Consider the following 25448-nt stretch of genomic DNA (forward strand, 5'->3'; position numbering starts at 1 on the left):
CGGGCAGGAGTCGCCGCGTCAGCGATGCCGGAGGGCGGCCTCATTTTCTATCCTTTGTGTGAACCGCGCGATTTTACCGGGCGGGGTGAACGGCCTGTGCCGGCGGCTTGCGGCCTGTCCAGCCCCGGGCGGAAAGGGGAAGCGAAGATAATCGCCTGCCGACGGACATCGAGCCCTCGCTTCTCCTTCGAGCCGCCTGTACGGCGCGTATTCCACGAAAAAGTTCCCTCCTTGCCGTTTCAGCCGGCAGGTCGTCTATGAAATCTGTATCTCGGCTCTTCGACTTCTTCCTGACCGTGCTCTGGAGAACCCCCGGTGTCGGGGGGCGGCTCCAACGGGCGTGGCGGATGTTCCGCAAGGCGGGCTGGCGCGGTATTCAATGGGAGCTCGGGCGGCGCGTCACGGGGTTCAACGACTATGCGCGCTGGGTCCGCGACCATGACACCCTGACGCCCGCCACCAGGGACAGGCTGGCCCAGCGCGTGGCCGCCATGGCCGATCGGCCGTTGATTTCCGTGCTCATGCCCTCGTACAACCCCAATCCGGTCTGGTTGCGCGAGGCCATCGAGTCGGTGCGCGGGCAGATCTACCCGAATTGGGAGCTGTGCATCGCGGACGACGCGTCGCCGTCGGCGGAGGTCCGGACGATCCTGCAGTCCTATGCCGACAGCGACCCTCGCATCAAGGTGGTGCTCCGGCCGAAAAATGGCCATATCTCCGCTGCATCGAATAGTGCGCTCGAGCTGGTCGCCGGCGCATGGATCGCGCTCATGGACCATGACGACCTGCTGCCGGCGGACGCGCTGTTCTGGGTGGCCGACTGCATTGCCAGCCATCCCGATGTCCGGTTGATCTATTCCGACGAGGACAAGGTCGACGAAGCCCTGAACCGTTCCGGCCCGTATTTCAAGTGCGACTGGAATGCCGATCTTTTCCGCTCGCAGAACATGTTCAGCCACCTGGGCGTGTTGTCGACCGAGCTGGTGCGTGCCGTCGGAGGCTTCCGGTTGGGCCTGGAAGGTTCGCAGGATTGGGACCTCGTGCTTCGCTGCATGGAACGCGTCGAGGCAAGGCAGGTGCGCCACATCCCCCGGGTGCTCTACCACTGGCGCGTGCATGCCGAAAGCACCGCGAAATCGATGGATGCCAAGCCCTACGCCGTGGTGGCCGGCGAGCGCGCGCTCAACGAGCATTTCGAGCGGACCCAGACGCGCGCGAATGCAGAGCACATCGGGTTCGGCTACCGGGTGCATTACGCGTTGCCTGATGCACCGCCGCTCGTGTCGCTGGTCATTTCGACGCGCAATGCCGCAGTGTCGCTACGTCGATGCGTGGATGCGATCGTCGCAAAGACCGTCTACCCGCGCTACGAAATCATCGTGGCCGACAACGCCTCGGACGATGCCGCGGCGCAGGCCTGCCTGGAATCTGTGGCTGGGCGTCCGAACGTGCGCGTGCTGCGCCACGCGCAGAAGCAGGGCGCCGCCGCGCTGCGCAACGCGGCGGTCGAAGCCGCGACGGGCGACGCGATCGCATTGCTCGACGACAGCCTCGAGGTCATCACGCCCGAATGGCTGTCTGAAATGGTGAGTCTGGCGCTACAGCCGGGTGTCGGCGCGGTGGGCGCGAGGCTGATGGACCGGCGACGGATCCTGACGCACGCCGGCATCATCCTGGGCCTCGGACCCGATGGCGTGGCCGGCTGTTCGCACCGCGGCATGCCTGCAGGGCGTGAAGGCTACGGCGGCCGTGCCGCGCTGATCCAGTCGCTGTCGGCCGTGACATCCGCCTGCCTCGTGATCCGCAGGGACCGCTATCTTCAGGTGGGGGGGCTCGACGAGACCCATCTGAAGGAAGCGTTTGCGGATGTAGACCTCTGCCTGCGGCTGGGAGAGGCCGGGCTGCGCACGCTCTGGACCTCCTACGCGGAGCTGCTCGACCACCGACCTGCGGCGCGCGCCAGAAAGAGCACCGAGCCGGCAAGCGGGCCGTTCCGGGACGATGTGGCCTACATGAAGCGCCGATGGGGCGCTTGGCTGCAGAACGACCCCGCCTACAGCCCCAACCTCATGCTGGAGCGCGAAGACTTCAGCTACGCCTGGCCGCCGCGCGTGGCGCCGGCCTGACGCGATGGCGCCCGGCGTTTCCGTCGCGCTGTGTACCTACAACGGCGCGCGCTATCTTCCCGACCAGGTCCGCAGCATCTGCACGCAGGTGCCGCTGCCGATGGAGATCGTGCTGTCCGACGACAACTCCAGCGACGACACGCTGGCGGTCGTGCGCGACACCCTCGCCGAATGCGGCGTGGCGGATCGCGTAGCGCTACGGGTGTTCAGCAACAAGCCGTCGCTGGGCGTCACGCGCAACTTCGAACAGGCCGTGCGTGCCTGTCGCCATGAACTGATCGTGCTGTGCGACCAGGACGATGTCTGGCATCCCGGCCGGCTCGCACGCATGGTGGTGCAGTTCGAAGCGCGCCCCGACCTGCTGCTGTTGCACACCGACGCCCGCCTGGTCGACGACCGGCTGACGCCGTTGGGCTCCACCCTTTTCCATGCCCTGGAGGTGCAGCCCGGCGAGTTGGCGGCCATTGCACAGGGCGAGGCCTTCGACGTGTTCTTGCGACGCAACCTGGTGACCGGCGCGACCACCATGTTCCGCAAGACCCTGCTCGACGTGGCCCTGCCGTTCGCGCCGGAATGGGTGCATGACGAGTGGCTGGGGGCGGTCGCCGCTGCCATCGGGCGTGTGGACGTTCTGCCGGAGCCGACCATCGACTACCGGCAGCACGCCAGCAACCAGATCGGTGCGCGGCGTCTCACGCTGTCCGAAAAGGTAGCCAAGGCCCTTGCCGAGCGCGGCGACAAGCACGTGGGACGACTGCGCCGGGCAGAAGCGCTGCTGCAGCGCCTTCAGCAGCTCGGCGATCGGGTGCCTGCGAGGTACGTGGCATCGCAGCGTGCCAAGGTGGCGCACCAGCGCTTCAGGGCGCAGCTGCCAGCGGCGCGGGTCCTGCGGCTGGTGCCGATCCTCATCGAGGCCGCCCGAGGGCGTTACGCGCGTTTTGGCCGGGGTGGGCACGCCATCGCGCAGGACCTGTTCGAGCGCGGGTAATCGCTAGCGCTGCAGCCGCCAGTAGCGCCAGAACGCCCCCGACAGCCACACCTTGAGCAGGCTGGTCACGTGCCAGTACAGGTACTTCTTGCTGCGGTGGCTGGCGCGCTGGGCGTCGTGGCGCGCGCGCAGGTCTTCGGTCACCTGGAGTTTCCAGCCGGCCAGCCGGGTGCGGGCGCAGATGTCGAAGTCTTCCCCGTACATGAAGAAGCGTTCGTCGAAGCCACCGATCTTGCGGTAGGCCTCGCTGCGAAACAGCATGAACAGGCCCGGAATCCAGGCCGGCACGGCCGGCGGCTGGTAGCCGGGCTTCTTGCGGCCCAGGATCTCGAAGGGGGTCAGTAGCGCGCGGTGCGGCTCGGGCTCGGGCCGGCCCGACTCCAGGATGCGCGGCGTCATGAGGCCGGCGTCGGGCGCGGCCTGGGCGAGCATCGGGGCGAGCACGTCGGCGTCGAAGCGGATGTCGGGGTTGAGCACCAGGAACCAGGGCGTGTCGCAGCGCGCGAAGGCCTGGTTGTGGTTGGCGCCGAAGCCCAGGGGCGCCGCGTTCTCGATGCGCTCGATGGGAAAGCCCCAGTGGCGTTCTGCGAGCAGGTCGGCCTCGGGAATGTTCAGCGTGAGCACGACCTTGGCGATCGCGTCCCGGCTGTGCCGGTCGAGCTGCTCGAGCAGCGGCAGCACCAGCGCGAGCTGGCCGTGGCTCACGATCGACAGGGTGACCGGGGCTTGGGGTGAAGAAGGGGGCGTGGGCATGGTCTAATTTCGCTCGGGAATTCTAGGGTTCCCCCAACCCCACACATGATTGCCCTGATCATCCTCAGTTTCTTCGTCTCCGCCATCGCGGTGCAGCTGTTCATGCGCCGCGCGCGCAGACACGCGCGCCGCTACGGCGCCGACATGCCCCAGCGTTTCCACAAGGGCCACGTGCCGCGCCTGGGCGGGGCCGGCATCATGCTCGGCATGAGCGCGGCCTGGCTGGGCGCCGGCCTGATCGAGTCGCTGAACATCGCCTGGCCGCTCAAGACCTCGATGCTCACGCTGGTGTGCATCCTGCCCGCCGTGCTCGGCGGCATCGTCGAAGACGTGACCCAGCAGGTCAAGGTGCGCTACCGGCTGGGCCTGACCATCGGCTCGGCGCTGCTGGTGTGCTGGGTGCAGGGGCTGGGCGTGGCGCGCACCGGCTTCGAGACGCTCGACGGCTGGCTCGCAGTGCTGCCTTACGCCTCGCTGGTCTTCGCGGCCCTGGCCATCGGCGGCCTGCCGCATGCCTTCAACATCATCGACGGCTACAACGGGCTGGCCGGCACCGTGGCCGTGCTCGTGTGCCTGGCGATCTCGCACGTCGCGCTGCAGCTGGGCGACCGGCAACTGGCCGCGATGGTGATCTGCCTGGTCGGCGCCACCTTCGGCTTTCTGGTCTGGAACTACCCGCGCGGCAAGATCTTCGCCGGCGACGGCGGTGCCTACGTCTGGGGCATGGTGATCGCCGTGGCCTGCGTGACGCTGGTGCAGCGCCACCGCGTGGTGTCGCCGTGGTTCCCGATGCTGCTCTTGATCTACCCGGTGTGGGAGACGCTGTTCTCCATCTACCGCAAGCTGGCCCGGGGCCAGTCGCCGGGCACGGCCGACGCGCTGCACTTTCACCAGCTGATCTTCCGGCGCATCGTGCGCGTGGCCTTCGCGGACGACGAGGCGCGCCAGCTGCTGGCGCGCAACAACCGCACCTCGCCCTACCTGTGGATGTTCGCCGCGCTGTCGGTGGTGCCCGCGGTGCTGTTCTGGAACAACACCTTCGTGCTGATGCTGTTCTGCCTTCTGTTCGTCACGACCTACGTCGGGGCGTACCTGATGATCGTGCGCTTCAAGGTCCCGCGCTGGCTGCGGCCCTGACCGCCGGCGCCGCCTTGTTGCGAGAATTCTTCCCATCGTCCACCGCTTTGGAGCCTGACTGTCCATGACCGATCCCGTCCTCAACATCCCTCCGCGCGACAAGGCCGAGATCCTGGCCCAGGCGCTGCCGTACATCCGCAAGTTCCACGGCAAGACCATCGTCATCAAGTACGGCGGCAACGCCATGACCGACCCGGCGCTGCAGGCCGACTTCGCCGAAGACGTGGTGCTGCTCAAGCTGGTCGGCATGAACCCGGTGGTGGTGCACGGCGGCGGCCCGCAGATCGAGGCCGCGCTGAACAAGCTGGGCAAGAAGGGCAGCTTCGTGCAGGGCATGCGCGTGACCGACGCCGAGACCATGGAAGTCGTCGAATGGGTGCTGGCCGGCGAGGTGCAGCAGGACATCGTGGGCCTGATCAACCAGGCCGGCGGCAAGGCCGTGGGCCTCACGGGGCGCGACGGCGGCCTCATTCGCGCGCAAAAACTCAAGCTGGCCGATCGCACCGACCCCAACGTGCACCACGACGTGGGCCAGGTCGGCGACATCGTCTCCATCGACCCCAGCGTGGTCAAGGCGCTGCAGGATGACGCCTTCATTCCCGTCGTGAGCCCGATCGGTTTCGGTGAAGAGAACGAGAGCTACAACATCAACGCCGACGTCGTCGCCGGCAAGCTCGCCACGGTGCTCAAGGCCGAGAAGCTCATGCTCCTGACCAACACGCCCGGCGTGCTGGACAAGAACGGCAACCTGCTCACCAACCTGAGCGCGCGCGAAATCGACGAGCTGTTCGCCGACGGCACCATCTCGGGCGGCATGCTGCCCAAGATCGAAGGTGCGCTCGACGCGGCCAAGAGCGGCGTGAATGCGGTGCACATCATCGACGGCCGTGTGCCGCACGCGATGCTGCTCGAGATCCTGACCGACCAAGCCTACGGCACGATGATCCGGGCGCGCTGAAGGCCCTCGCGTGCCTTCCGTCGGCGGAAGGCGCGCGCTCACTGCGCTGTGCGAGAATCAATTGATTACATCTTTGCACGCGCTCCCATGCAGAACGAAGAGACAGCTGCCCCCGGCGTAGAGACCCCGGCCGACACGCCCGCCGCCGCACCGACGCGCAAGCGCCCCAAGCCGGGCGAGCGGCGCGTGCAGATCCTGCAGGCACTGGCCGCCATGCTGGAGCAGCCCGGTGCCGAGCGGGTCACCACCGCCGCGCTGGCCGCGCGGCTCGAGGTGAGCGAGGCGGCCCTGTACCGCCACTTCGCGAGCAAGGCCCAGATGTTCGAGGGCCTCATCGATTTCATCGAGCAGAGCGTCTTCACGCTGGTCAACCAGATCCTCGAGCGCGAAGGTGCCACCGGCAGCCAGCAGGCCGCCCGCATCCTCACGCTGCTCGTGCAGTTCGCCGAGCGCAACCCCGGCATGACGCGCGTCATGGTCGGCGATGCGCTGGTGTACGAGAACGAGCGCCTGCAGCAGCGCATGAACCAGTTCTTCGACAAGATCGAGGCCACGCTGCGCCAGGTGCTGCGCGGCGCGGCCGCCGCCGACGGCTCGGCCACGCCCAGCGTCGACGCCCAGGTGCGCGCCGCGGCGCTCACGGCCTTCGTGGTGGGGCAGCTGCAGCGCTTTGCGCGCTCGGGTTTCCGCCGCGCGCCGTCCGAACACCTGGAAGCCACGATCGCTCTGATCGTCTGAAGGCCAGGCCGGCAGGTCCGGCGCCGCACCGCTGAACTCGACGCGGCCCCTTGCGGCGCGTACGATGAATTTCTCCCTTGCCGCCACGCGGTGCCGCGGTGACAAGCCCGTTTCGCATGACCTCTGGATCGGAGGCTCGCATGAGTGCTTGTCCTTCCCGCCTTCGCTGGCCTTCCGGGGCGTGCCATGCCTGACGCCGCCGCCGCCCGCCCGGCCCTTTTCCTGCACGCTGCCGCGCTCACCGCCGTCGCCATGGTCGCGTTCGCGGCCAACTCGTTGCTGTGCCGGCTCGCGCTGCAGCATGGCGGCATCGACCCCGCCAGCTTCGGCAGCATCCGGCTCGCGTCGGGGGCGATCACGCTGGCGCTCGTCGTGCGCTTCCGGGCGCAGCCGTCGGCGCTCGGGCGCACCGGCTGGCTCCCGGCCGTCATGCTGTTCACGTACGTCGCGTTCTTCTCCTTCGCCTACTTGAGCCTGTCCGCGGGCACGGGCGCGCTGATCCTCTTCGGCGCGGTGCAGCTCACGATGCTGGGCGCGGGCCTGGGCGGCGGCGAGCGCTTCGGGGTGCTGGCGTGGTGCGGCTTTGTCCTTGCGGCGGCAGGACTCGTCTACCTGGTGTCGCCGGGCGTCGCCGCGCCGCCGCTGCTGGGCGCCGTGCTGATGGCGGTGGCGGGTGTGGCGTGGGGCGTGTATTCGCTGCGCGGCCGGGGCGTGGCCGACCCGCTGGCCGCGACCGCGCGCAACTTCCTGCGCGCCGTGCCGCTGGCCCTGGCTTTGAGCCTGGTGTTCGCCACGCGCGCGCACGCCGATGCGCGCGGCGTCGCGCTGGCCGTGGCCTCCGGTGCGCTGACCTCGGGGCTCGGCTACGTGGTCTGGTACGCGGCGCTGGGCCGCCTGTCGGCCTTGCGGGCGGCGACCGTGCAGCTGTCGGTGCCACTGCTGGCGGCGTTCGGCGGCGTGCTGTTCCTGTCGGAGGCGATCACGCCGCGGCTGGCACTCGCCTCGGTGGCGATCCTTGGCGGCATCGCGCTGGTGCTGAGCCAGAAGTCGCGCCAGGCGGCGCGGCGTTAGTTCACGGCCACGCCCACCTTCGCACCGGCGGCGACGATCTCGCCCCAGGTCGCGTCGTCGACCCACACCCCGTCGCGCCGGCGTGCCGCGCGCGCCTGGCGCTCCGGCTCGCCCGCGATCTGCACGGCCTCGAAGCCCTGGCCCGGCGGGCTTTGCCGCAGCCAATCGATGAATTCGCGCGCCTCGTCGTCGAAGGCCTTCTGCGTGCCGAGTTTCACGGGGTCGATCAGCACCGTCAGCATGCCGTTGAGCACCGTGCGCGCCGTGTCCGCGGGCCGGTGCCAGGTGCCGCCGCCCGTGAGTGCGCCGCCCAGCAGCTCGCAGGCCACCGCCATGCCGTAGCCCTTGTGTTCGCCGAAGGTCATGAGCGCGCCGAACAGGCCGTTGCCCTGCGGCACCACGACCACGCCCGGGTCGTTGGTGGGCGCGCCGTGTTCGTCGATGAGGTAGCCGTCGGGCACCTGCTCGCCCTTGTTGTGGGCCACGCGCATCTTGCCCTGCGCCACGCGGCTGGTCGCGTAGTCGAGCACGAAGGGCTCGGCGCCCGCCAGCGGAATGCCGATGCAGCACGGGTTGGTGCCGAAGCGCCCGTCGCCGCCGCCCCAGGGCGCGACCACGGGCCGCGAGAGCACGTTGACGAAGTGCATTGCCACCAAGCCCTGCGCCGTCGCCATCTCGGCGAAATGCCCGATGCGCCCCAGGTGGTGCGCGTTCGCGAGCGTGAAGATGCAGCTGCCGTGCTGCTTCGCGCGCGCGATGCCGAGTTCCATCGCCTGCACGCCGACGATCTGCCCGTAGCCGTGCTGGCCGTCCAGGCCCATCAGCGTGCCGATGTCGAGGTTGACCTTCACGGCCGCGTTCGGCACGAGGCCGCCCTCGGCCACGGCGTCGACATAGCGCGGCAGCATGCCCACGCCGTGCGAGTCGTGGCCGCTGAGGTTGGCCAGCACCAGGTTGGCCGCCACCTGTTGTGCTTCGGCAGGCTGGCTGCCCGCCGCTTCGAGGATGCGGGTGACGGTCGCTTGCAGCGCATCCGCCGGCAGGGTGTGAGACATGGTTCAGGCTCCCTTCGCGTTCAGTGTGATGGCATAGAGCGACGTGGTCGCGCAGATGAAAAGCCGGTTGCGCTTGGGCCCGCCGAAGCAGACGTTCGCCACGCGCTCGGGCAGCAGGATCTTCCCGAGCAGCGTGCCGTCGGGGTGGTAGGCGTGCACGCCGTCGAGCGCGCTGGTCCAGATGCGGCCTTCAGTGTCGAGGCGAAAGCCGTCGAACATGCCGCTCGTGCATTCAGCGAACACCTCGCCGCCGCTCAGGCTGCGGCCGTCGGCGCCCACCTTGAAGCGGCGGATGTGCCTCGGCCCGTCCTTCATGTGGCTCGCGCCGGTGTCGGCGATGTACAGCAACGATGCATCGGGTGAGAACGCCAGGCCGTTGGGCTTCACGAAATCATCCGCCATGCGCTCGACGTCACCGCTCGCGGGGTCGATGCGGTAGACATGACAAGCTCCGATCTCGCTGTCCGCGCGCAGGCCTTCGTAGTCCGAGAGGATGCCGTAGCTCGGGTCGGTGAACCACACGCCGCCGTCCGAATGCACCACCACGTCGTTGGGTGAGTTGAGCCGCTTGCCCTGCCAGTGCGAGGCCAGCACGGTGACCGATCCGTCGTGCTCGGTGCGCGTCACGCGCCGCGTGAGGTGCTCGCAGCTCACGAGCCGGCCTTCGCGGTCGATCGTGTGCCCGTTCGTGTTGTTCGACGGTTCGCGGAACACGCCGACCGTGCCGTTCACCTCGTCGTAGCGCAGCATGCGGTTGTTCGGAATGTCCGACCACAAGAGCGTGCGGTGCGCACCGAACCACACCGGCCCTTCGCACCAGCGCGCGCCGGTCCACAGCCGCTCGACGCGCTCGGGGCCGGGGATGCAGGTGTTGAAGCGTGGGTCCAACCGTTCGAAGCCGGTGCCTTCCAGGAAACCGAAGGGAAGGGTGCTCATGCCGGTGCTCACATCACCGCGCCAACTTGCCACGGCACGAACTCGTTCTGCCCGTAGCCATGCTGCTCGCTCTTCGACTGCGCACCCGACGCGGTGGCCAGCACCAGCTCGAAGATGCGCTGGCCCATCTCCTGGATCGAGGCCGTGCCGTCCACGATCTCGCCGCAGTTGATGTCCATGTCTTCTTCCTGCCGCTGCCACAGCGCCGAGTTGGTCGCCAGCTTGAGCGAGGGTGAGGGCGCGCAGCCATACGCCGAGCCGCGCCCGGTCGTGAAGCAGATCAGGTTCGCGCCGCCCGCCACCTGGCCCGTGGCGCTCACCGGGTCGTAGCCCGGCGTGTCCATGTAGACGAAGCCGTGCGCGGTGACGGGCTCGGCGTACTCGTACACCGCCTCGAGGTTGCTGGTGCCGCCCTTGGCGACCGCGCCCAGCGACTTCTCGAGGATGGTCGTGAGTCCGCCCGCCTTGTTGCCCGGCGAGGGGTTGTTGTTCATCTCGCCCTCGTTGATTTCGGTGTAGTGCTCCCACCACTTGATGCGGTCCACCAGCTTCTGGCCTACCTCGCGCTTCACCGCGCGGCGCGTGAGCAGGTGCTCGGCACCGTACACCTCAGGCGTCTCGCTGAGGATGGCCGTGCCGCCGTGCGCCACCAGCAGGTCGACCGCCGCGCCCAGCGCCGGGTTCGCGCTGATGCCCGAATAGCCGTCGGAGCCGCCGCACTGCAGGCCGATCGTGATGTGCGCCGCGCTGCACGGTTCGCGCTTCACCGCGTTGGCGCGCGGCAGCATCTCGTTGATGAGTGCCACGCCTTTTTCGACGGTCTTGCGCGTGCCGCCCGTGTCCTGGATGTTGAAGGTGCGGAAGTTCTCGCCCTCGGCCAGGTGGCCGGTCGCGAGCCACGCGTTGATCTGGTTGGCCTCGCACCCCAGCCCGACCACCAGCACGCCCGCGAAGTTCGGGTGCGTGGCATAGCCCGTGAGCGTGCGCTCCAGGATCTGCATGCCCATGCCCTGCGTGTCCATGCCGCAGCCCGTGCCGTGCGTCAGCGCGACGATGCCATCGACGTTCGGGAACGCCGCGAGCGCCTGTGGGTTGGTCTTGCGCGAGAAGTGGTCGGCAATGGCGCGCGCAGCGGTGGCCGAGCAGTTCACGCTGGTCAGCACGCCGATGTAGTTGCGCGTGGCCACGCGGCCGTCGGCGCGCTTGATGCCCATGAAGGTGGCTTCGCGTTTCGCGGGCGCGGGCTTCACGTCGGCGCCGAAGGCGTAGTCGCGTTCGAAGTCACCCTTGTCGGGGCCCATGTCCAGGTTCTGCGTGTGCACGTGCTCGCCGGCCGCGATGGGCCGGCTCGCGAAGCCGATGATCTGGTTGTAGCGGCGCACCGGTTCGCCCGGCGCGATGTCGCGCATGGCGATCTTGTGGCCCGGCGGAATGAGGCCGCGCACGGCCACGTTCTCGACGAGCGTGCCGCCCAGCAGTTGCGAGCGCGCGATGACGACGTCGTCGGCGGGATGGAGTCGGATGTAGGGGGTCATCGTGGGTATCGTTCTCGGAGCCGGCGCGGGGGCGCCGGCGGTGGTCGTTACTGCATGATCTTCGGCAGCCACAGCACGGTGGCAGGCCAGTAGGTGATGATGCCCAGGCTCAGCAGCAGCGGCACCAGCCAGGGCAGGATCGCCATCGTCGTGCGCTCGATGCTGAGGTTGGCGATGCGCGCCAGCACGAACAGCACCATGCCCATCGGTGGATGCAGCACGCCGATCATGAGGTTGAGCACCATCACCACGCCGAAGTGCACCGGGTCGATGCCCAGCTGGTTCGAGATCGGCAGCAGGATCGGCACCAGGATCGTGATGGCCGCGGTGGTCTCCAAGAAGCAGCCCACGAACAGCATCAGCAGGTTCGCGAGCAGCAGGAACACCCAGGCTTCCTTGGTGAAGTTGAGCACCCAGCCCGCGATATCGGCCGTGACGCCGGTGGCCGTCAGCATCCAGCCGAAGATCGAGGCGGCCGCCACGATGAAGAGCACTGTGGAGGTCGACTCCACCGTCTCCAGGCACACCTTGACGAACATCTTCCACTGCAGCGTGCGGTACCAGAAGAAGCCCAGCACCATGGCCCACACGCAGGCGGCAATGGCGCCTTCGGTGGCGGTGAACAGGCCCGTCGCCATGCCGCCGATGAGCAGCACCGGCGTCATGATCGGCAGCACCGCCTCGAACTTGAAGACCTTGTCGGCCGCGAAAAGAATCACCAGCGCAATGGCCACCGCCGGTTGGGCCGGCGCGCCGAACTTGTCGACCGCCAGCCACAGCAGCGTGGGCCACAGGCACACCACCAGCAGTTCGACCAGCGCCTTCATGAGGCGCGGCCACTGGAACTTCACGTCCGCGCCCCAGCCGTTCTTGTGCGCGTAGTAGGCCACCGTGAGCATCATGAGCAGCGTCATGATGAGCCCCGGCATCAGCCCCGCGATGAACAGCGCACCCACCGACACGTTGGCCATCATCCCGTAGATCACGAAGGGCAGGCTCGGCGGAATGATCGGCCCCAGCGTGGCCGAGGCCGCGGTCACGCCAACCGCGAACTCGGTCGAGTAGCCGTGCTCCTTCATCGCCTTGATCTCGATCGTGCCCAGGCCCGCCGCGTCCGCGATGGCGGTGCCGCTCATGCCCGAGAAGATCACCGAGCCCAGGATGTTCACGTGCCCCAGGCCGCCCTTGAGCCAGCCCACCAATGCGAGCGCGAAGTTGTAGATGCGGTTGGTGATGCCGGCGTTGTTCATCAGGTTGCCGGCGAGGATGAAGAAGGGAACGGCCAAGAGCGGAAAGCTGTCCACGCCGCTCACCATGCGGTGAATGACGACGAAGCCCGGCAGGTTGCCGCTCCAGAGGACGTAGACCAGCGAGGCACCGGCCATGGCCACGGCGACCGGGATGCCGGCGCTCATGAAGAGCAGGAAGGCGATCTTCAGCATGTTGTTGTCGTGATGGAGTGGGGTTGCGACCTCAGCGGTCGTCGATCGTGGATTCGGGCCGCTCCAGCACGCAGTAGCCCCGGCGCCAGTGCACCACGCTCACCTGCACCGAGCGCACGCACATGGCGACGAAGCCCAAGAGGCACACGCCGTAGACGATGTTCATCGGCAGGTCGACGATGGTCATGCTCGCGTTGTTGCCGATCTTGAGCATCATCTGCACCGTCATGACCACGGCCGCCGCGAAGAACGCCGTGCGCAGCACGTCGACCCCCATGCCCAGCGCGCGGCCCATGGCCGGCGGCATGTGGCGGTAGAAGAAGTCGACCTGGATGTGGTTGTTGCGCGCCACGCCGATCGACGCGCCCACGAACACCGTGCCCACCAGCAGGTAGCGCGCGATCTCCTCGGTCCAGGAGGCCGAGTCGTTCAGCACGTAGCGCGTCACGAACTGGTAGAGCACCGTGAGGCCCAGCACCCAGAAGATGCCCAGGGCGGCCCAGGCCTCCACGGTGGTGCCGGACAGGTCGACGGCCTCGTCCTTGGCGTGGAACTCGCCGTCGTCGCCCAGCAGCTTGTCGTCGCTCATCGTGTGGCCTTACTTGATCGCGATGATGCGGTCGTAGTCCTGCTGGCGGTAGCCGTGGTCGGTGGGCTTGGTGTTCTTGAGCACGGCCTCGCGGAACGCGCCCTTGTCGACCGTGATCACGTTGTTGCCCTTCTTCTTGAACTCATCCACCAGCCGGGCCTCGGAGGCGATGATCTCGCGGCCGGTTTTTTCGGCGGCTTCCTGCATCACGTCGTTGAACATCTTCTTCTCGTCGGCGCTGAGCTTGGCCCACAGCTGGCCCGAGACCACGGTGAGCAGCGAGTCGACGATGTGGCCAGTCAGCGAGATGTTCTTCTGCACCTCGTAGAACTTCTTGGCCTCGATGGTGGGCAGCGGGTTCTCCTGCGCATCCACGGTGCCGCTTTGCAGCGCGAGGTAGACCTCGGCGAAGGCGATCGGCGTGGCGTTGGCGCCCAGCGACTTGGGGAAGGCCAGGTAGGCGGGCGCGTCGGGCACGCGGATCTTCAGGCCCTTCATGTCCTCGGGCTTGCTCACCGGCTTGGCCGCGCTCGAGGTGACGTGGCGCGCGCCGTAGTAGTTGAGCGCCGTGATGTGGTTGCCGGTCTTGTCGTCGTAGCCCTTGGCGAGCTCCTTGAACACGTCGCTCCTGGCGTACTTCAGCTGGTGCTCCGCGTCGCGGAAGATGAACGGAAAGTAGGTGATGGCCAGCGGCTTGTAGCTGTTGCCCGCGAAGCTCGCACCGGTCAGCACGATGTCGACCGTGCCCAGCGTCAGGCCCTGGTTGATGTCGGCTTCCTTGCCCAGGCTGGAGGCCGGGAACACCTGGATGTCGTACTTGCCGTTGCTGCGCTTCTTGATCTCCTCGGCGGCCCACACCGAGTACTTGTGGAAGGGCTCCGAGGTCTCGTACACGTGCGCCCACTTGAGCTTGGTCTGCGCACTGGCGATGCCTGCCACACCCAGCGCGCCGGCTGTGAGCGCGCAGGCGGCCAGGGCCTTGAGGGCGGTGCGTTTGCTGTTCTTGCTGCTGCTTGTGCTGATCATGTGGCTTGTCTCCGTTGTAGTCGTTGGCAGGAACGCTGGCGAAAAATCAGGAAGGCTTGGCGCGGCGCCAGCTCGCGCTGAAACGGTGGTGCGAGTTGTCCATGTGCGCGTGCATCGCGGTGCGCGCGGCCTCGGCGTCGCGCGCGGCAATCGCGTCGCGAATCGCCTCGTGCTCGGTAATGGCGGCGCGCCACGAGGTCACGGTCTCGAAGTAGCCGCCCAGCCGCGTGAAGATCGGGCCGCGGCGCGAATCCCAGAAGCCCTGCACCGTCTCGACCAGCACCACGTTGCCGCTGGCGCCGACGATGGCCAGGTGAAAGGCGCGGTCGCCGTCCAGCGGCATGACGTTGCGGTCGGCCATCTCGCGCATGGTGGCGATGGCGCGCGTCATCGCGTCCACGTCCTTGCGCTTGCCCGACAGGGCGGCGATGGCGGCGGTCTCGCCCTCGATCACGCGGCGCGCGCGGATCAGCTCCAGCGGCCCCCATTCGGTGGGCGCCACCGGCGCGCTGGCGCGGTGCGAGCGGTCGAGCACGTACACGCCCGAGCCGGTGCGCACCTCGACCCAGCCCTCGACCTCCAGCGCGATGAGCGCCTCGCGCACCGAGGGCCGGCTCACGCCGAGCTGCTTGGCCAGGTCGCGCTCGGCGGGCAGGCGTGCGCCCACGTCGAATTCGCCCTTGGCGATCAGCCCTCGGAGCTGGTCGGCAATCTGGCGATAGAGGCGTTGGGGTTCGACGGTCTGGAGCGGCACGGGAGCAGGCAGTGGGTGCGGGCGAGGCGGTGGATCGGCTTAAGGGTTGTCCTGAATTGGACAAGTGGTAAGGCCAATTCAGAATACGGCGATTCAAAGATGTCACCCATCGGGCCTAACCCGAATCCACCCCGCACCCGCAGAACACCCCAGGAGACACCGACCATGAGATTGAAGGGAAAGACCGTGCTCGTCACCGCCGCCGGCCAGGGCATCGGCCGCGCCAGCGTGCTGGCGCTCGCGGCCGAGGGCGCCCATGTGTGGGCCACCGACGTCAACGAGCAGCTGCTGGCGGCCTACGACGGCGTGGCGAACGTCACGGCCCTGAAGCTCGACGTGCTCGACAAGGCCGCCATCGGCGCGGTCGTGGCGCAGTTGCCCACGCTCGATGTGCTCTTCAACTGCGCGGGCGTGGTGCACAACGGCACCATCGAGCAGGCCGGCGACGACGACCTCGACTTTGCCTTCCGCCTCAACGTGCGCGCGCAGATGTGGACCATCCAGGCCGTGCTGCCCGGCATGCTCGCGGCCGGGCGCGGCAGCATCATCAACATGGCCAGCGTGTGCTCCAGCATCAAGGGCCTGCCCAACCGCTTCGTCTACGGCACCACCAAGGCGGCGGTGCTCGGCCTCACCAAGAGCGTGGCGGCCGACTACGTGGCCCGCGGCATCCGCTGCAATGCCGTGTGCCCGGGCACGGTCGACACGCCCTCGCTGGGCGATCGCATCAACGCCAACGCCGACCCCGAGGCCGCGCGCAAGGCCTTCGTGGCGCGCCAGCCCATGGGCCGGCTCGCGCAGGCCGAGGAGATCGCCCCGGTGGTGGTGTTCCTGGCGAGCGACGAATCCATCTTCGCCACCGGCCAGTACTTCACGGTCGACGGCGGCATCACGATATGAACCGGCTCGATTTCGAAGGCCGCCACGCGGTCGTCACCGGCGGTGCCACGGGGCTGGGCTTGGGCATCGCGCAGCGGCTCGTCGCCTCGGGCGGCAGCGTCACGCTGTGGGACCGCGACGAGGCCGCCGCGGTGCGCGCGGCCGAAGCGCTGGGCGCCAAGGCCTTCGCACTGAAGGTCGACGTGACGCAGCAGCCCTCGGTCGCGAAGGCCGTGGCTGCCACGCTTGCGCACGCGCCGCGCATCGATGCGCTGGTCAACAGCGCCGGCATCACCGGGCCCAACGTCAAGCTGTGGGACTACCCGGTGGACGAATGGCGCCAGGTGATGGAGGTCAACGTCAACGGCGTGTTCCTGTGCTGCCGCGAGGTGGTGGCACAGATGCGCAGGCAGGGCGCCAAGGGCGAGGGCCGCATCGTCAACATCGCCTCGGTCGCCGGCAAGGAAGGCAACCCCAACGCCAGCGCCTACAGCGCGAGCAAGGCGGCGGTGATCGGCCTCACCAAGTCGCTCGGCAAGGAGCTGGCCGACACCGGCATCCGCGTGAACTGCGTGACGCCCGCGGCAGTGAAGACCGCCATCTTCGACCAGATGACGCCCGACCACATCACGTTCATGCTGTCGAAAATTCCGATGGGCCGTTTCGGCACGGTGGAAGAAGTGGCTGCGCTGGTCGGCTGGCTTTGCACCGAAGATTGTTCGTTCTCCACCGGCGCGGTCTTCGACCTGTCCGGTGGCCGCTCCACCTATTGATTTTTCAATGCACTGAAAGGAACGCATGAAACTCGTCCGCTACGGCAACCCCGGCAAAGAGAAGCCCGGTCTCATCGACAACGAAGGCAAGCTGCGCGACCTGAGCGCCATCGTCAAGGACATCGGTCCCGACCAGCTCGGCGATGCCGCCCTTGCCAAGCTGCGCAAGACCAAGGTCGACAAGCTGCCGCTGGTCAAGGGCAAGCCGCGCTTGGGCAGCCCCGTGGCCCACGTCGGCAAGTTCATCGCCATCGGCCTGAACTACGCCGACCACGCGGCCGAATCGGGCCTGCCGGTGCCCAAGGAGCCCATCGTCTTCATGAAGGCCACCAGCTGCATCCAGGGCCCGAACGACCCGGTGATGCTGCCCAAGGGCTCGGTCAAGTCCGACTGGGAGGTCGAGCTCGGCGTGGTCATCGGCACGAAGGCGCGCTACGTCTCGCAGAAGAGCGCACTCGATTACGTGGCCGGCTACTGCACCGTCAACGACGTGAGCGAGCGTGAATACCAGATCGAGCGCGGCGGCACCTGGGACAAGGGCAAGGGCTGCGACACCTTCGGCCCCATCGGCCCCTGGCTCGTCACGCGCGACGAGATCGAGAACCCGCAGAAGCTCGCCATGTGGCTCGACCTCAACGGCCAGCGCGTGCAGACCGGCAGCACCAAGACCATGATCTTCAGCGTGGCCAAGCTCGTGAGCTACGTGAGCCAGTTCATGACGCTGATGCCCGGCGACGTCATCACCACCGGCACGCCGCCCGGCGTCGGCATGGGCATGAAGCCGCCGCTGTTCCTGAAGAAGGGCGACGTGATGACGCTGGGCATCGAAGGCCTGGGCGAGCAGCGCCAGGAAGTGGTGCCCTTCAAGCTCTGAGCACGCGGATCAGCTCGTCGTACACCAGCCGCACGCGCGCCGGCACCGGCGCGCGCTGCGGGCGGTAGACGTGGATCGGCCAGGGCTCGGGCGCCTCGGCCGCCAGCACCTCCACCAGCGCGCCCGATTGCAGCCACGGCTGCGCCAGCGGCCCGATGAGCTGGCCGAAGCCGATGCCTGCCAGCACGGCGGCGCATTCGGCGTCGATGTTGTCCGTCACGAACGCGGGCGACGACACAGTGAACACCCGTTTCTTGCTGAAGGCCCACGGCCAGGGCCGGCCCGAGCTGTGGTCGATCAGCGCCGTCACCGGCAGCGCGGACAGCGCATCGACGGTGCGCGGCGCACCGACCCGCTCGATGAGCGCGGGTGAGCCCACCACGCACAGCGACATCTTTCCCACACCCCGGGCCACGAAGCGCGCGTCGCGCATCGGGCCGACGCGCACGCCGAGGTCGATCTGCTGGTCGACCACGTCGGCATGCTGCTCCGACAGCCGCAGGTCGAGCACCAGCCCGGGATGCTGCGCCAGCAGCGGCGCCAGCGCCTGCGGAATCAGCCGGGCGTACACATGCGGCGCCGTGACCCGCACCGTGCCCGTGTGCTGCGACAGCGCGCGCCGGTCGATGCGGTGGAAAAGTTCGTCGACGCCGCCCACGGCCACGCGGGCGCGCTCGGCGAGCTGGCGCCCGAAATCGGTGAGCTGCACGCCGCGCGTGCTGCGGTGAAAGAGCGGCTCGCCCAGCTCGTCTTCAAGCTCGCGCACGGCGCGCGTCACCACCTGCGGCGAGACGGACAGGCGCACGGCCGCCTCGCGGAAGTTGGCGGCATCGGCGGCGGTGAAGAACACGCGCAGGGCTTCGAGGCGGTTGGACATGGGGTGTTCCTTTTTGGGGAATTCTGAAGTCGCCAGAGTTTCATTTACTGGAACGCGTGGATTTTCCACACTGCATGCACTTCTTCAACACACCTCCAAGGAAATTCCATGACCTCCATTCAAGACAACATCCAGGGCAAGGTCGCCATCGTCACCGGCGCCAGCAGCGGCCTGGGCGAATCGACGGCGCGCCACCTGGCCGCGCGCGGCGCCAAGGTGGTGCTCGCGGCCCGCCGCACCGACCGGCTCGACCAGGTCGTCGCCGAGATCCGCGAGGCCGGCGGCGAAGCCATCGCCGTGGCCACCGACGTGGCGAAGCGCGCCGATCTGGAAAGGCTCGCGGCCGCCACCGTCGAGGCCTTCGGCCGCATCGACGTGCTGGTCAACAACGCGGGCGTGATGCCGCTGTCGCCGCTGGACAAGCTCAAGGTCGACGAGTGGGACCGCACCATCGACGTCAACATCAAGGGCGTGCTCTACGGCATCGCCGCCGTGCTGCCGCGCATGCAGGCGCAGGGCAGCGGCCACATCGTGAACGTCGCGTCGATTGCCGGGCTGAAGGTGTTCACGCCCATCGGCACGGTCTACAGCGCGACCAAGCACGCGGTGCGCGCCATCTCCGAAGGCCTGCGCGTGGAGGTGGGCAACAGTGGCGTGCGCGTGACCATCGTGTCGCCCGGCGCCGTGGACTCGGAGCTGAAGTTCGGCAGCAGCGACGCCGAGAGCGCCGCCGGGGTGAAGGCCTTCTACGACGCCAACCAGATTCCGGCCGACTCGGTGGCGCGCGCCATCGTCTACGCGGTCGAGCAGCCGGCGAACGTGGACATCAACGAGGTCGTGCTGCGGCCCGTGTCGCAGGAGTTCTGATCCCGCGGGGCAAGGGTGCGGCCCCCTGGCGGCCGCCCCTTGCTTTGGCTAACCTTGATTAACCTACCGCGGACCAAGGTCATTTGCGGTCAAAAGTGCAAAGCCCCTGCAAAATAGAACGACCGTTCGTTTTATTCGGAGCTTTCACGATGTCTGCCACCGCCGTTCCCGCCAAGCCGGCCCGCGCCGCCCCCAAAGGCCAGCAGACCAAGGCCATCATCGTCGACGCCGCACTGGCGCTGGCCGCGCAGATCGGGCTCGAGGGCCTGTCGATCGGCGCCGTGGCCGAAATCACCAAGATGAGCAAGTCGGGCGTCTTCGCCCACTTCGGCTCGCGTGAAGAGCTGCAGATTTCCGTGGTGCGCGAATACCACGCCCGCTTCGAGCAGGAGGTGTTCTTCCCCGCCCTGCAGGCCCCGCGCGGCCTGCCGCGCCTGCGCGCCATGTTCGCCAACTGGATGAAGCGCACCTCGACCGAAATCGACTCGGGCTGCATCTACATCAGCGGCGCCTCCGAGTTCGACGACCGCCCGGGCCCGGTGCGTGACGCGCTGGTCGAGTCGGTCAGCATCTGGCAGGCCGCCGTGCTGCGCGCCATCGTGCAATCCAAGACCGAAGGCCACCTGCGCGCCGACGCCGACGAGCGCCAGGTCGGGTTCGAGATCCACGGCCTGATCCTCGCGCTGCACTACGAAGCCCGCTTCCTGCAGGTGCCCGGCTCGATCGGCCGCGCCAACGTCGGCTTCGACAACATCCTCGCGCGCGCCGCCACGCCGGACGCGCCGCCTGCTTCCAATGCCGCCGAGTCCGCGCCCGCCGCGCGCGGCACGCGCCGGCTCAAGACCGTGCGCTGAGCGCCACGGCCGCCCGTTTCGTTTTCCGTTTTCGCTTTTTCCAATCTATCTAGCTTCGACCAGGAGAGTCCCGGATGCCTACCTACAACCCCCCCGTGCGTGACATGCAGTTCGTGCTGCACGAAGTGCTCAACGTCGCCGAGGAACTCAAGGCACTGCCGGCCCACGCCGAGACCGATGCCGACACCATCAACGCCGTGATCGAAGAGGCCGGCAAGTTCGCGGCCGAAGTCACCTTCCCGCTGAACATCAGCGGCGACGAAGAAGGCTGCGTGCTCGACAAGGCCACGCACGAAGTCAAGACGCCCACGGGCTTCAAGGACGCCTACGCCAAGTACGTCGAAGGCGGCTGGCCCGCGCTGTCGTGCGACCCGGCCTTCGGCGGCCAGGGCCTGCCGTTCGTGGTGAACCAGTGCCTGTTCGAAATGCTCAACAGCGCCAACCAGGCCTGGACCATGTACCCGGGCCTCTCGCACGGCGCCTACGAGGCACTGGCCGCGCACGGCACCGACGACCAGAAGAAGACTTACCTGCCCAAGCTCACGAGCGGCGAGTGGACCGGCACCATGTGCCTGACCGAACCCCATTGCGGCACCGACCTGGGCCTGCTGCGCACCAAGGCCGAGCCGCAGGCGGACGGCACCTACCGCATCACCGGCAGCAAGATCTTCATCTCGGCCGGCGAGCACGACATGACGAGCAACATCATCCACCTGGTGCTGGCCCGCCTGCCCGATGCGCCCAAGGGCAGCAAGGGCATCAGCCTGTTCGTGGTGCCCAAGTTCCACGTCAAGGCCGACGGCTCGCTCGGCGAGCGCAACCCGATCTTCTGCGCCGGCCTCGAGCACAAGATGGGCATCCACGGCAACGCCACCGCGCAGATCGTGATCGAAGGCGCCACCGGCACGCTGGTGGGCGAGCCCAACAAGGGCCTGGCCGCGATGTTCGTGATGATGAACGCCGCTCGCCTGGGCGTGGGCAACCAGTCGCTGGGCCTGACCGAAGTGGCCTACCAGAACGCGCTGGCCTACGCCAAGGACCGCATCCAGATGCGTTCGCTGTCGGGCGTGAAGGCCAAGGACAAGGAAGCCGACCCCATCATCGTGCACCCCGACGTGCGCAAGATGCTGCTCACGGCCAAGGCGTACGCCGAAGGCGGCCGCGCGCTGCAGATCTTCTGCACGCTGCTGCTCGACAAGGAACACAACCACCCCGACGAGAAGGTGCGCAAGGACAGCGGCGAGCTGGTCGCGCTGCTCACGCCCATCGTCAAGGCCTTCATCACCGACAACGGCCACATCGCGACCAATTCGTGCATGCAGGTCTTCGGCGGCCACGGCTTCATCAAGGAATGGGGCATGGAGCAGTTCGTGCGCGACAACCGCATCAACATGATCTATGAAGGCACCAACACCATCCAGTCGCTGGACCTGCTGGGCCGCAAGATCCTGGGCAACAACGGCGCCTCGCTGAAGAAGTTCGGCAAGCTCGTGGCCAAGCTGGTGGAAGAAGAAGGCGTGAACGAGAAGATGGCCGAGTTCATCAACCCGATCGCGATGCTGGGCGACCAGCTCACCAAGTTCACGACCGAGATCGGCTTCAAGGGCTTCCAGAACCCCGACGAAGTGGGCGCTGCCGCCGTCGATTACCTGCGCGTGGCCGGCCACTTCGTGTTCGGCTACCTGTTCGCCCGCATGGCGCAAGTGGCGCTGCGCGAAATTGCTGCCGGCAACAACGATCCGTTCTACGTCGCCAAGCTGCAGACCGCACGCTTCTACTTCGCCAAGCTGTTCCCCGAGACCGTGATGCTGATGCGCACCGCGCGCGCCGGCAGCAAGGTGTTGATGGACACCGACGCCGCACTCGCTTAAGCGACACACACAGCCTTTCTTCATCGACCCACCGGGAGCCCGCTCATGAAAGCAACGCTTGCAGCCGTCTTGTTCACCGTCACCGCCGTCTCGGCCATGGCCCAGAGCACGCCGGTGGGCCTGTGGCGCAACGTCGACGACAAGACCGGCGAGGCCAAGGCCGAGATCCGCATCGCCGAGACCAACGGCGCGCTGCTCGGTCGCATCGAGAAGTCGTTGAAGAAAGACACCAAGCCCGACGCCACCTGCGACGAATGCGCCGACGACCGCAAGGGCAAGCCCATCGCAGGCCTGGAGATCATCCGTGGCGGCAAGAAGGCCGAGGGCAAGGACGTCTGGGAAGGCGGGAAGATCCTCGACCCCGAGAACGGCAAGGAATACCGCGCGAGCTTCACGCCGATCGACGGCGGCAAGAAGCTGGAAGTGCGCGGCTACCTCGGCCCCTTCTGGCGCACCCAAACCTGGAACCGTGTGCAGTAAGTGCGCAACGGAGGCCATGTGACATGAGCGTCTCATCTGGAAAGTTGATCGGTGGCCTTGCCCTCGTGGCGGTTGCTGCTGGTGCGGCCGCTGTCATCTTCTTTCTTGGGATATTCGCAACTGTCCCCATTGCTACCGGGTACAGAGGCGGCTCGGCGACATTCCCGTGGTGGGTCGGTTTCGGTTGGGCGATCTGCGGTCTGTTTGGTTTGGGAGGACTGGTTCTCCTTGCGAACTCACTGGCAGCAGACGAATCGCCACCGACATCAGGTGCCGAGTCGGACTCGGCATAGCGCGTCATCGATGCAGCGGAGATTCCCTTTTGTTCTTGATAGCTTGACCCACTCCCGTGCTGCTCACTTCGTGTAGCAGCCTCCCCTCAAGGGGCAAGACCAGCGGCCCGGCCAAACCGGTTCCGCGGTGTTCCCCGAACTGATTCATAACTTCGAAACTCAGCCATGTCCCGATTTCAAGTGAAGAAGGTCGCCGTGCTCGGCGCCGGCGTGATGGGCGCGCAGATTGCCGCCCACCTCGTCAACGTGCGCGTGCCCGTCGTGCTGTTCGACCTGGCCGCCAAGGAAGGCCCGAAGAACGGCATCGTCACGCGCGCCATCGACAACCTCAAGAAGCTCAAGCCCGCGCCGCTGGGCGACGTGGCCGACGCGGGCCTGATCGAACAGGCCAACTACGACGACGACCTGGCCAAGCTCGGCGAGTGCGACCTCGTCATCGAGGCCATCGCAGAGCGCATGGACTGGAAGCTCGATCTGTACAAGAAGATCGCGCCGCACGTGGCCAAGCATTCGATCCTGGCCTCGAACACCTCGGGCCTGTCGATCACCAAGCTCAGCGAAGCACTGCCTGAAGCCCTGAAGCCGCGTTTCTGCGGCATTCACTTCTTCAACCCGCCGCGCTACATGTTCCTGGTGGAGCTGATCAACACGCCCACCACGCAGCTCCAGGTGCTCGACGACCTCGAGGCCTTCGTCACCAGCACGCTCGGCAAGGGCGTGGTGCGTGCGCACGACACGCCCAACTTCATCGCCAACCGCGTCGGCATCGCCGGCATGCTGGCCACGTTGAAGGAAGTCGAGAAGTTCGGCCTCACGCCCGACGTGGTGGACGACCTCACCGGCAAGAAGCTGGGCCGCGCGAGCTCGGGCACCTTCCGCACCGCCGACGTGGTGGGCCTGGACACCATGGCCCACGTCGTGAAGACGCTGCAGGACAACCTGAATGCCGAGACCGATCCGTTCTACGCCAACTTCGCGACGCCGCCCGTGCTCGCCAAGCTGCTCGAGCTGGGCAACCTGGGCCAGAAGACCAAGGCCGGTTTCTTCAAGAAGGCCGGCCGCGACATCCTGCGCTTCGACCTGAAGAGCGGCGAGTACGTGCCCGCCGGTGCCAAGGCCGACGAGGTGTATGGCCGCATGCTCAAGAAGCCCGCGGGCGAGCGCCTGAAGCTGCTGCGCGAGAGCGAAGGACCGCAAGGCCAGTTCCTCTGGGCCATCCTGCGCGACGGTTTCCACTACGCCGCCGTGCACCTGGCCGACATCGCCGAGAGCGCGCGCGACATCGACTTCGCGATGCGCTGGGGTTTCGGCATGAAGCAGGGCCCGTTCGAACTCTGGCAGGAAGCGGGCTGGGCGCAAGTCGCCAAGTGGGTGCAGGAAGACATCGACGCGGGCAAGGCGCTGAGCACGGCGCCGCTGCCGAAGTGGGTGTTCGAAGGCCCGGTCGCGCAGGCCGGCGGCGTGCACACGCCCGAAGGCTCGTGGAGCGCCTCGCAGAACAAGTTCGTGCCGCAGCGCAAGCTGCCGGTGCATGACCGCCAGCTGTTCCCCGAGAGCGTGCTCGGTGCGAACGCGGCCGATGCCAACACGGCCGGCACGACGATCAGCGACGAAGGCGATGTGCGCGTGTGGACGCTCGACGGTGAAGTGCTCATCGCGAGCATCCAGTCGAAGATGCACGCCATCAGCCCCGACGTGGCCGAGGCGCTGGGCGCCGCGGTCGACCTGGCCGAAGCCGAATACAAGGGCCTCGTGATCTGGTCGCCCGACGAGGTGTTCTCGGTCGGCGCCGACCTGCAGGCGATGCTGCCGGCCTTCGTGGTCGCCGGCATCGGCGCGGTCGAAGGCGCGGAAGAAGAGCTGCAGAACGTCATGCTCAAGATCCGCTATGCCAATGTGCCGGTGATCTCCGCCGTGCGCGGCATGGCACTGGGCGGCGGCTGCGAGTTGGCCATCCACTCGGCCAAGCGCGTCGTCGCGATGGAAAGCTACATCGGCCTGGTCGAAGTCGGCGTGGGCCTGATCCCCGGCGCGGGCGGCCTGACCTACATCGCACGCCGTGCGGCGGAGAACGCCTCGGCCTCGACGGGCACCGACCTGCTGCCCTTCCTCACCGAGGGCTTCACCGCCGCGGCGATGGCGAAGGTGGGCACCGGCGCGCTCGATTCGAAGAAGCTGGGCTACCTGCTCGACAGCGACGTGATCGTGCCGAACAAGGACGAGCTGCTGTACGTGGCACTGCAGCAGGCCAAGGCCATGGCCGACGCCGGCTACCGCCCGCCGCTTCGCCGCACCTTCCGCGTGGCGGGCCGCAGCGGCGCCGCGACGATCAAGGGCCAGCTGGTGAACATGCGCGACGGCGGCTTCATCAGCGCGCACGACTTCCACATTGCCAGCCTGATCGCGAACGTGGTCACCGGCGGCGACGTGGATGCGGGCTCGCTCGTGACCGAGGAATACCTGATGACGCTGGAACGCAAGGCGTTCTGCTCGCTCATCGTGCACCCCAAGACGCAAGAGCGAATCATGGGGATGCTCAGCACCGGCAAGCCCGTGCGCAACTAAGGACAGA

General features: G+C 67.5%; 23 protein-coding genes. 14 read left to right on the plus strand and 9 right to left on the minus strand.

The window, feature by feature from the left end:
- The first annotated feature begins 347 nt into the window (after positions 1–347).
- Together AC07OH_RS17020 and AC07OH_RS17025 are read left to right on the plus strand one after the other, a co-directional pair.
- The gene (locus tag AC07OH_RS17020; protein ID WP_495301489.1) at positions 348–2126 is read left to right on the plus strand and encodes a glycosyltransferase; all 1779 of its coding nucleotides are present in this window, start codon (positions 348–350) and stop codon (positions 2124–2126) included.
- 4 nt (positions 2127–2130) lie between these two features.
- The gene (locus tag AC07OH_RS17025; protein WP_495301490.1) at positions 2131–3114 is read left to right on the plus strand and encodes a glycosyltransferase family 2 protein; all 984 of its coding nucleotides are present in this window, start codon (positions 2131–2133) and stop codon (positions 3112–3114) included.
- 3 nt (positions 3115–3117) lie between these two features.
- On the opposite strand, the gene AC07OH_RS17030 is transcribed toward AC07OH_RS17025, so the two are convergent.
- A complete protein-coding gene (locus tag AC07OH_RS17030) occupies positions 3118–3867 on the minus strand; it encodes a glycosyltransferase family 2 protein (RefSeq protein ID WP_495301491.1) in 750 nt (249 codons plus the stop codon).
- Between the two features lie 45 nt (positions 3868–3912).
- Here AC07OH_RS17030 and AC07OH_RS17035 point away from each other — a divergent pair, with 45 nt between their 5' ends.
- From AC07OH_RS17035 to AC07OH_RS17050, 4 genes are all read left to right on the plus strand, one after another.
- Positions 3913–5004, plus strand: a complete 1092-nt coding sequence (locus AC07OH_RS17035; protein WP_495301492.1) for a glycosyltransferase family 4 protein — start codon at positions 3913–3915, stop codon at positions 5002–5004.
- Positions 5005–5068: 64 nt separating this feature from the next.
- Positions 5069–5962 carry an acetylglutamate kinase gene (argB, locus tag AC07OH_RS17040; RefSeq protein ID WP_489060993.1) on the plus strand — a complete coding sequence of 298 codons (894 nt, stop codon included), beginning with the start codon at positions 5069–5071 and terminating at the stop codon, positions 5960–5962.
- Between the two features lie 87 nt (positions 5963–6049).
- Positions 6050–6700, plus strand: coding sequence for a nucleoid occlusion factor SlmA (gene slmA, locus AC07OH_RS17045; protein ID WP_099794951.1), 651 nt, complete (start codon positions 6050–6052; stop codon positions 6698–6700).
- A gap of 186 nt (positions 6701–6886) precedes the next feature.
- Positions 6887–7771, plus strand: coding sequence for a DMT family transporter (locus AC07OH_RS17050; RefSeq protein ID WP_495301493.1), 885 nt, complete (start codon positions 6887–6889; stop codon positions 7769–7771).
- Here the strand turns inward: AC07OH_RS17050 and AC07OH_RS17055 are convergent.
- From AC07OH_RS17055 to AC07OH_RS17085, 7 genes are read right to left on the minus strand one after another with little or no spacing between them, the layout of a single operon-like run.
- A complete protein-coding gene (locus tag AC07OH_RS17055) occupies positions 7768–8826 on the minus strand; it encodes a malate/lactate/ureidoglycolate dehydrogenase (protein ID WP_495301494.1) in 1059 nt (352 codons plus the stop codon). The genes AC07OH_RS17050 and AC07OH_RS17055 overlap by 4 nt on opposite strands.
- Positions 8827–8829: 3 nt before the next feature.
- A complete protein-coding gene (locus AC07OH_RS17060; RefSeq protein ID WP_495301495.1) occupies positions 8830–9762 on the minus strand; it encodes an SMP-30/gluconolactonase/LRE family protein in 933 nt (310 codons plus the stop codon).
- 8 nt (positions 9763–9770) lie between these two features.
- Complete coding sequence (locus AC07OH_RS17065) at positions 9771–11297, minus strand: UxaA family hydrolase (protein ID WP_495301496.1); 1527 nt, start codon at positions 11295–11297, stop codon at positions 9771–9773.
- Positions 11298–11344: 47 nt separating this feature from the next.
- Complete coding sequence (locus tag AC07OH_RS17070; RefSeq protein WP_495301497.1) at positions 11345–12739, minus strand: TRAP transporter large permease; 1395 nt, start codon at positions 12737–12739, stop codon at positions 11345–11347.
- A 31-nt stretch (positions 12740–12770) separates the two neighbouring features.
- Positions 12771–13328, minus strand: coding sequence for a TRAP transporter small permease (locus tag AC07OH_RS17075; protein WP_495301498.1), 558 nt, complete (start codon positions 13326–13328; stop codon positions 12771–12773).
- A 9-nt stretch (positions 13329–13337) separates the two neighbouring features.
- Entirely contained in the window at positions 13338–14354 is a 1017-nt protein-coding gene (locus tag AC07OH_RS17080) for a sialic acid TRAP transporter substrate-binding protein SiaP (RefSeq protein ID WP_495301499.1), read from the minus strand.
- A gap of 46 nt (positions 14355–14400) precedes the next feature.
- A complete protein-coding gene (locus tag AC07OH_RS17085; protein WP_495301500.1) occupies positions 14401–15108 on the minus strand; it encodes a FadR/GntR family transcriptional regulator in 708 nt (235 codons plus the stop codon).
- Positions 15109–15273: 165 nt separating this feature from the next.
- On the opposite strand from AC07OH_RS17085, the gene AC07OH_RS17090 reads away from it, so the two are divergent.
- From AC07OH_RS17090 to AC07OH_RS17100, 3 genes are read left to right on the plus strand one after another with little or no spacing between them, the layout of a single operon-like run.
- Positions 15274–16008, plus strand: coding sequence for an SDR family oxidoreductase (locus AC07OH_RS17090; RefSeq protein WP_495301501.1), 735 nt, complete (start codon positions 15274–15276; stop codon positions 16006–16008).
- Positions 16005–16760, plus strand: coding sequence for an SDR family NAD(P)-dependent oxidoreductase (locus AC07OH_RS17095; RefSeq protein ID WP_495301502.1), 756 nt, complete (start codon positions 16005–16007; stop codon positions 16758–16760). Before AC07OH_RS17090 ends, AC07OH_RS17095 begins: the two co-directional genes overlap by 4 nt.
- 25 nt (positions 16761–16785) lie before the next feature.
- Positions 16786–17634 carry a fumarylacetoacetate hydrolase family protein gene (locus AC07OH_RS17100; protein WP_495301503.1) on the plus strand — a complete coding sequence of 283 codons (849 nt, stop codon included), beginning with the start codon at positions 16786–16788 and terminating at the stop codon, positions 17632–17634.
- Here the strand turns inward: AC07OH_RS17100 and AC07OH_RS17105 are convergent.
- Entirely contained in the window at positions 17624–18511 is an 888-nt protein-coding gene (locus tag AC07OH_RS17105) for a LysR family transcriptional regulator (protein WP_495301504.1), read from the minus strand. The two genes, AC07OH_RS17100 and AC07OH_RS17105, sit on opposite strands and share 11 nt — an antisense overlap.
- 108 nt (positions 18512–18619) lie before the next feature.
- Here AC07OH_RS17105 and AC07OH_RS17110 point away from each other — a divergent pair, with 108 nt between their 5' ends.
- The 5 genes from AC07OH_RS17110 to AC07OH_RS17130 all read left to right on the plus strand — a co-directional run bounded on the left by AC07OH_RS17110 (position 18620) and on the right by AC07OH_RS17130 (position 25441).
- Entirely contained in the window at positions 18620–19378 is a 759-nt protein-coding gene (locus AC07OH_RS17110; RefSeq protein WP_307635961.1) for an SDR family oxidoreductase, read from the plus strand.
- A gap of 149 nt (positions 19379–19527) precedes the next feature.
- Positions 19528–20232: a TetR/AcrR family transcriptional regulator gene (locus AC07OH_RS17115; protein ID WP_070060219.1), complete on the plus strand. Its 705-nt coding sequence runs from the start codon at positions 19528–19530 to the stop codon at positions 20230–20232.
- 74 nt (positions 20233–20306) lie between these two features.
- On the plus strand, positions 20307–22103 hold the full coding sequence (locus AC07OH_RS17120) for an acyl-CoA dehydrogenase C-terminal domain-containing protein (RefSeq protein ID WP_070060218.1): 1797 nt from the start codon (positions 20307–20309) through the stop codon (positions 22101–22103).
- A 45-nt stretch (positions 22104–22148) separates the two neighbouring features.
- Entirely contained in the window at positions 22149–22583 is a 435-nt protein-coding gene (locus AC07OH_RS17125) for a DUF2147 domain-containing protein (RefSeq protein ID WP_070060217.1), read from the plus strand.
- 458 nt (positions 22584–23041) lie between these two features.
- Positions 23042–25441, plus strand: coding sequence for a 3-hydroxyacyl-CoA dehydrogenase/enoyl-CoA hydratase family protein (locus AC07OH_RS17130; protein WP_495301505.1), 2400 nt, complete (start codon positions 23042–23044; stop codon positions 25439–25441).
- Positions 25442–25448 lie beyond the last annotated feature (7 nt).

It is taken from the genome of Variovorax sp. GW821-FHT10C12, from assembly GCF_059415405.1.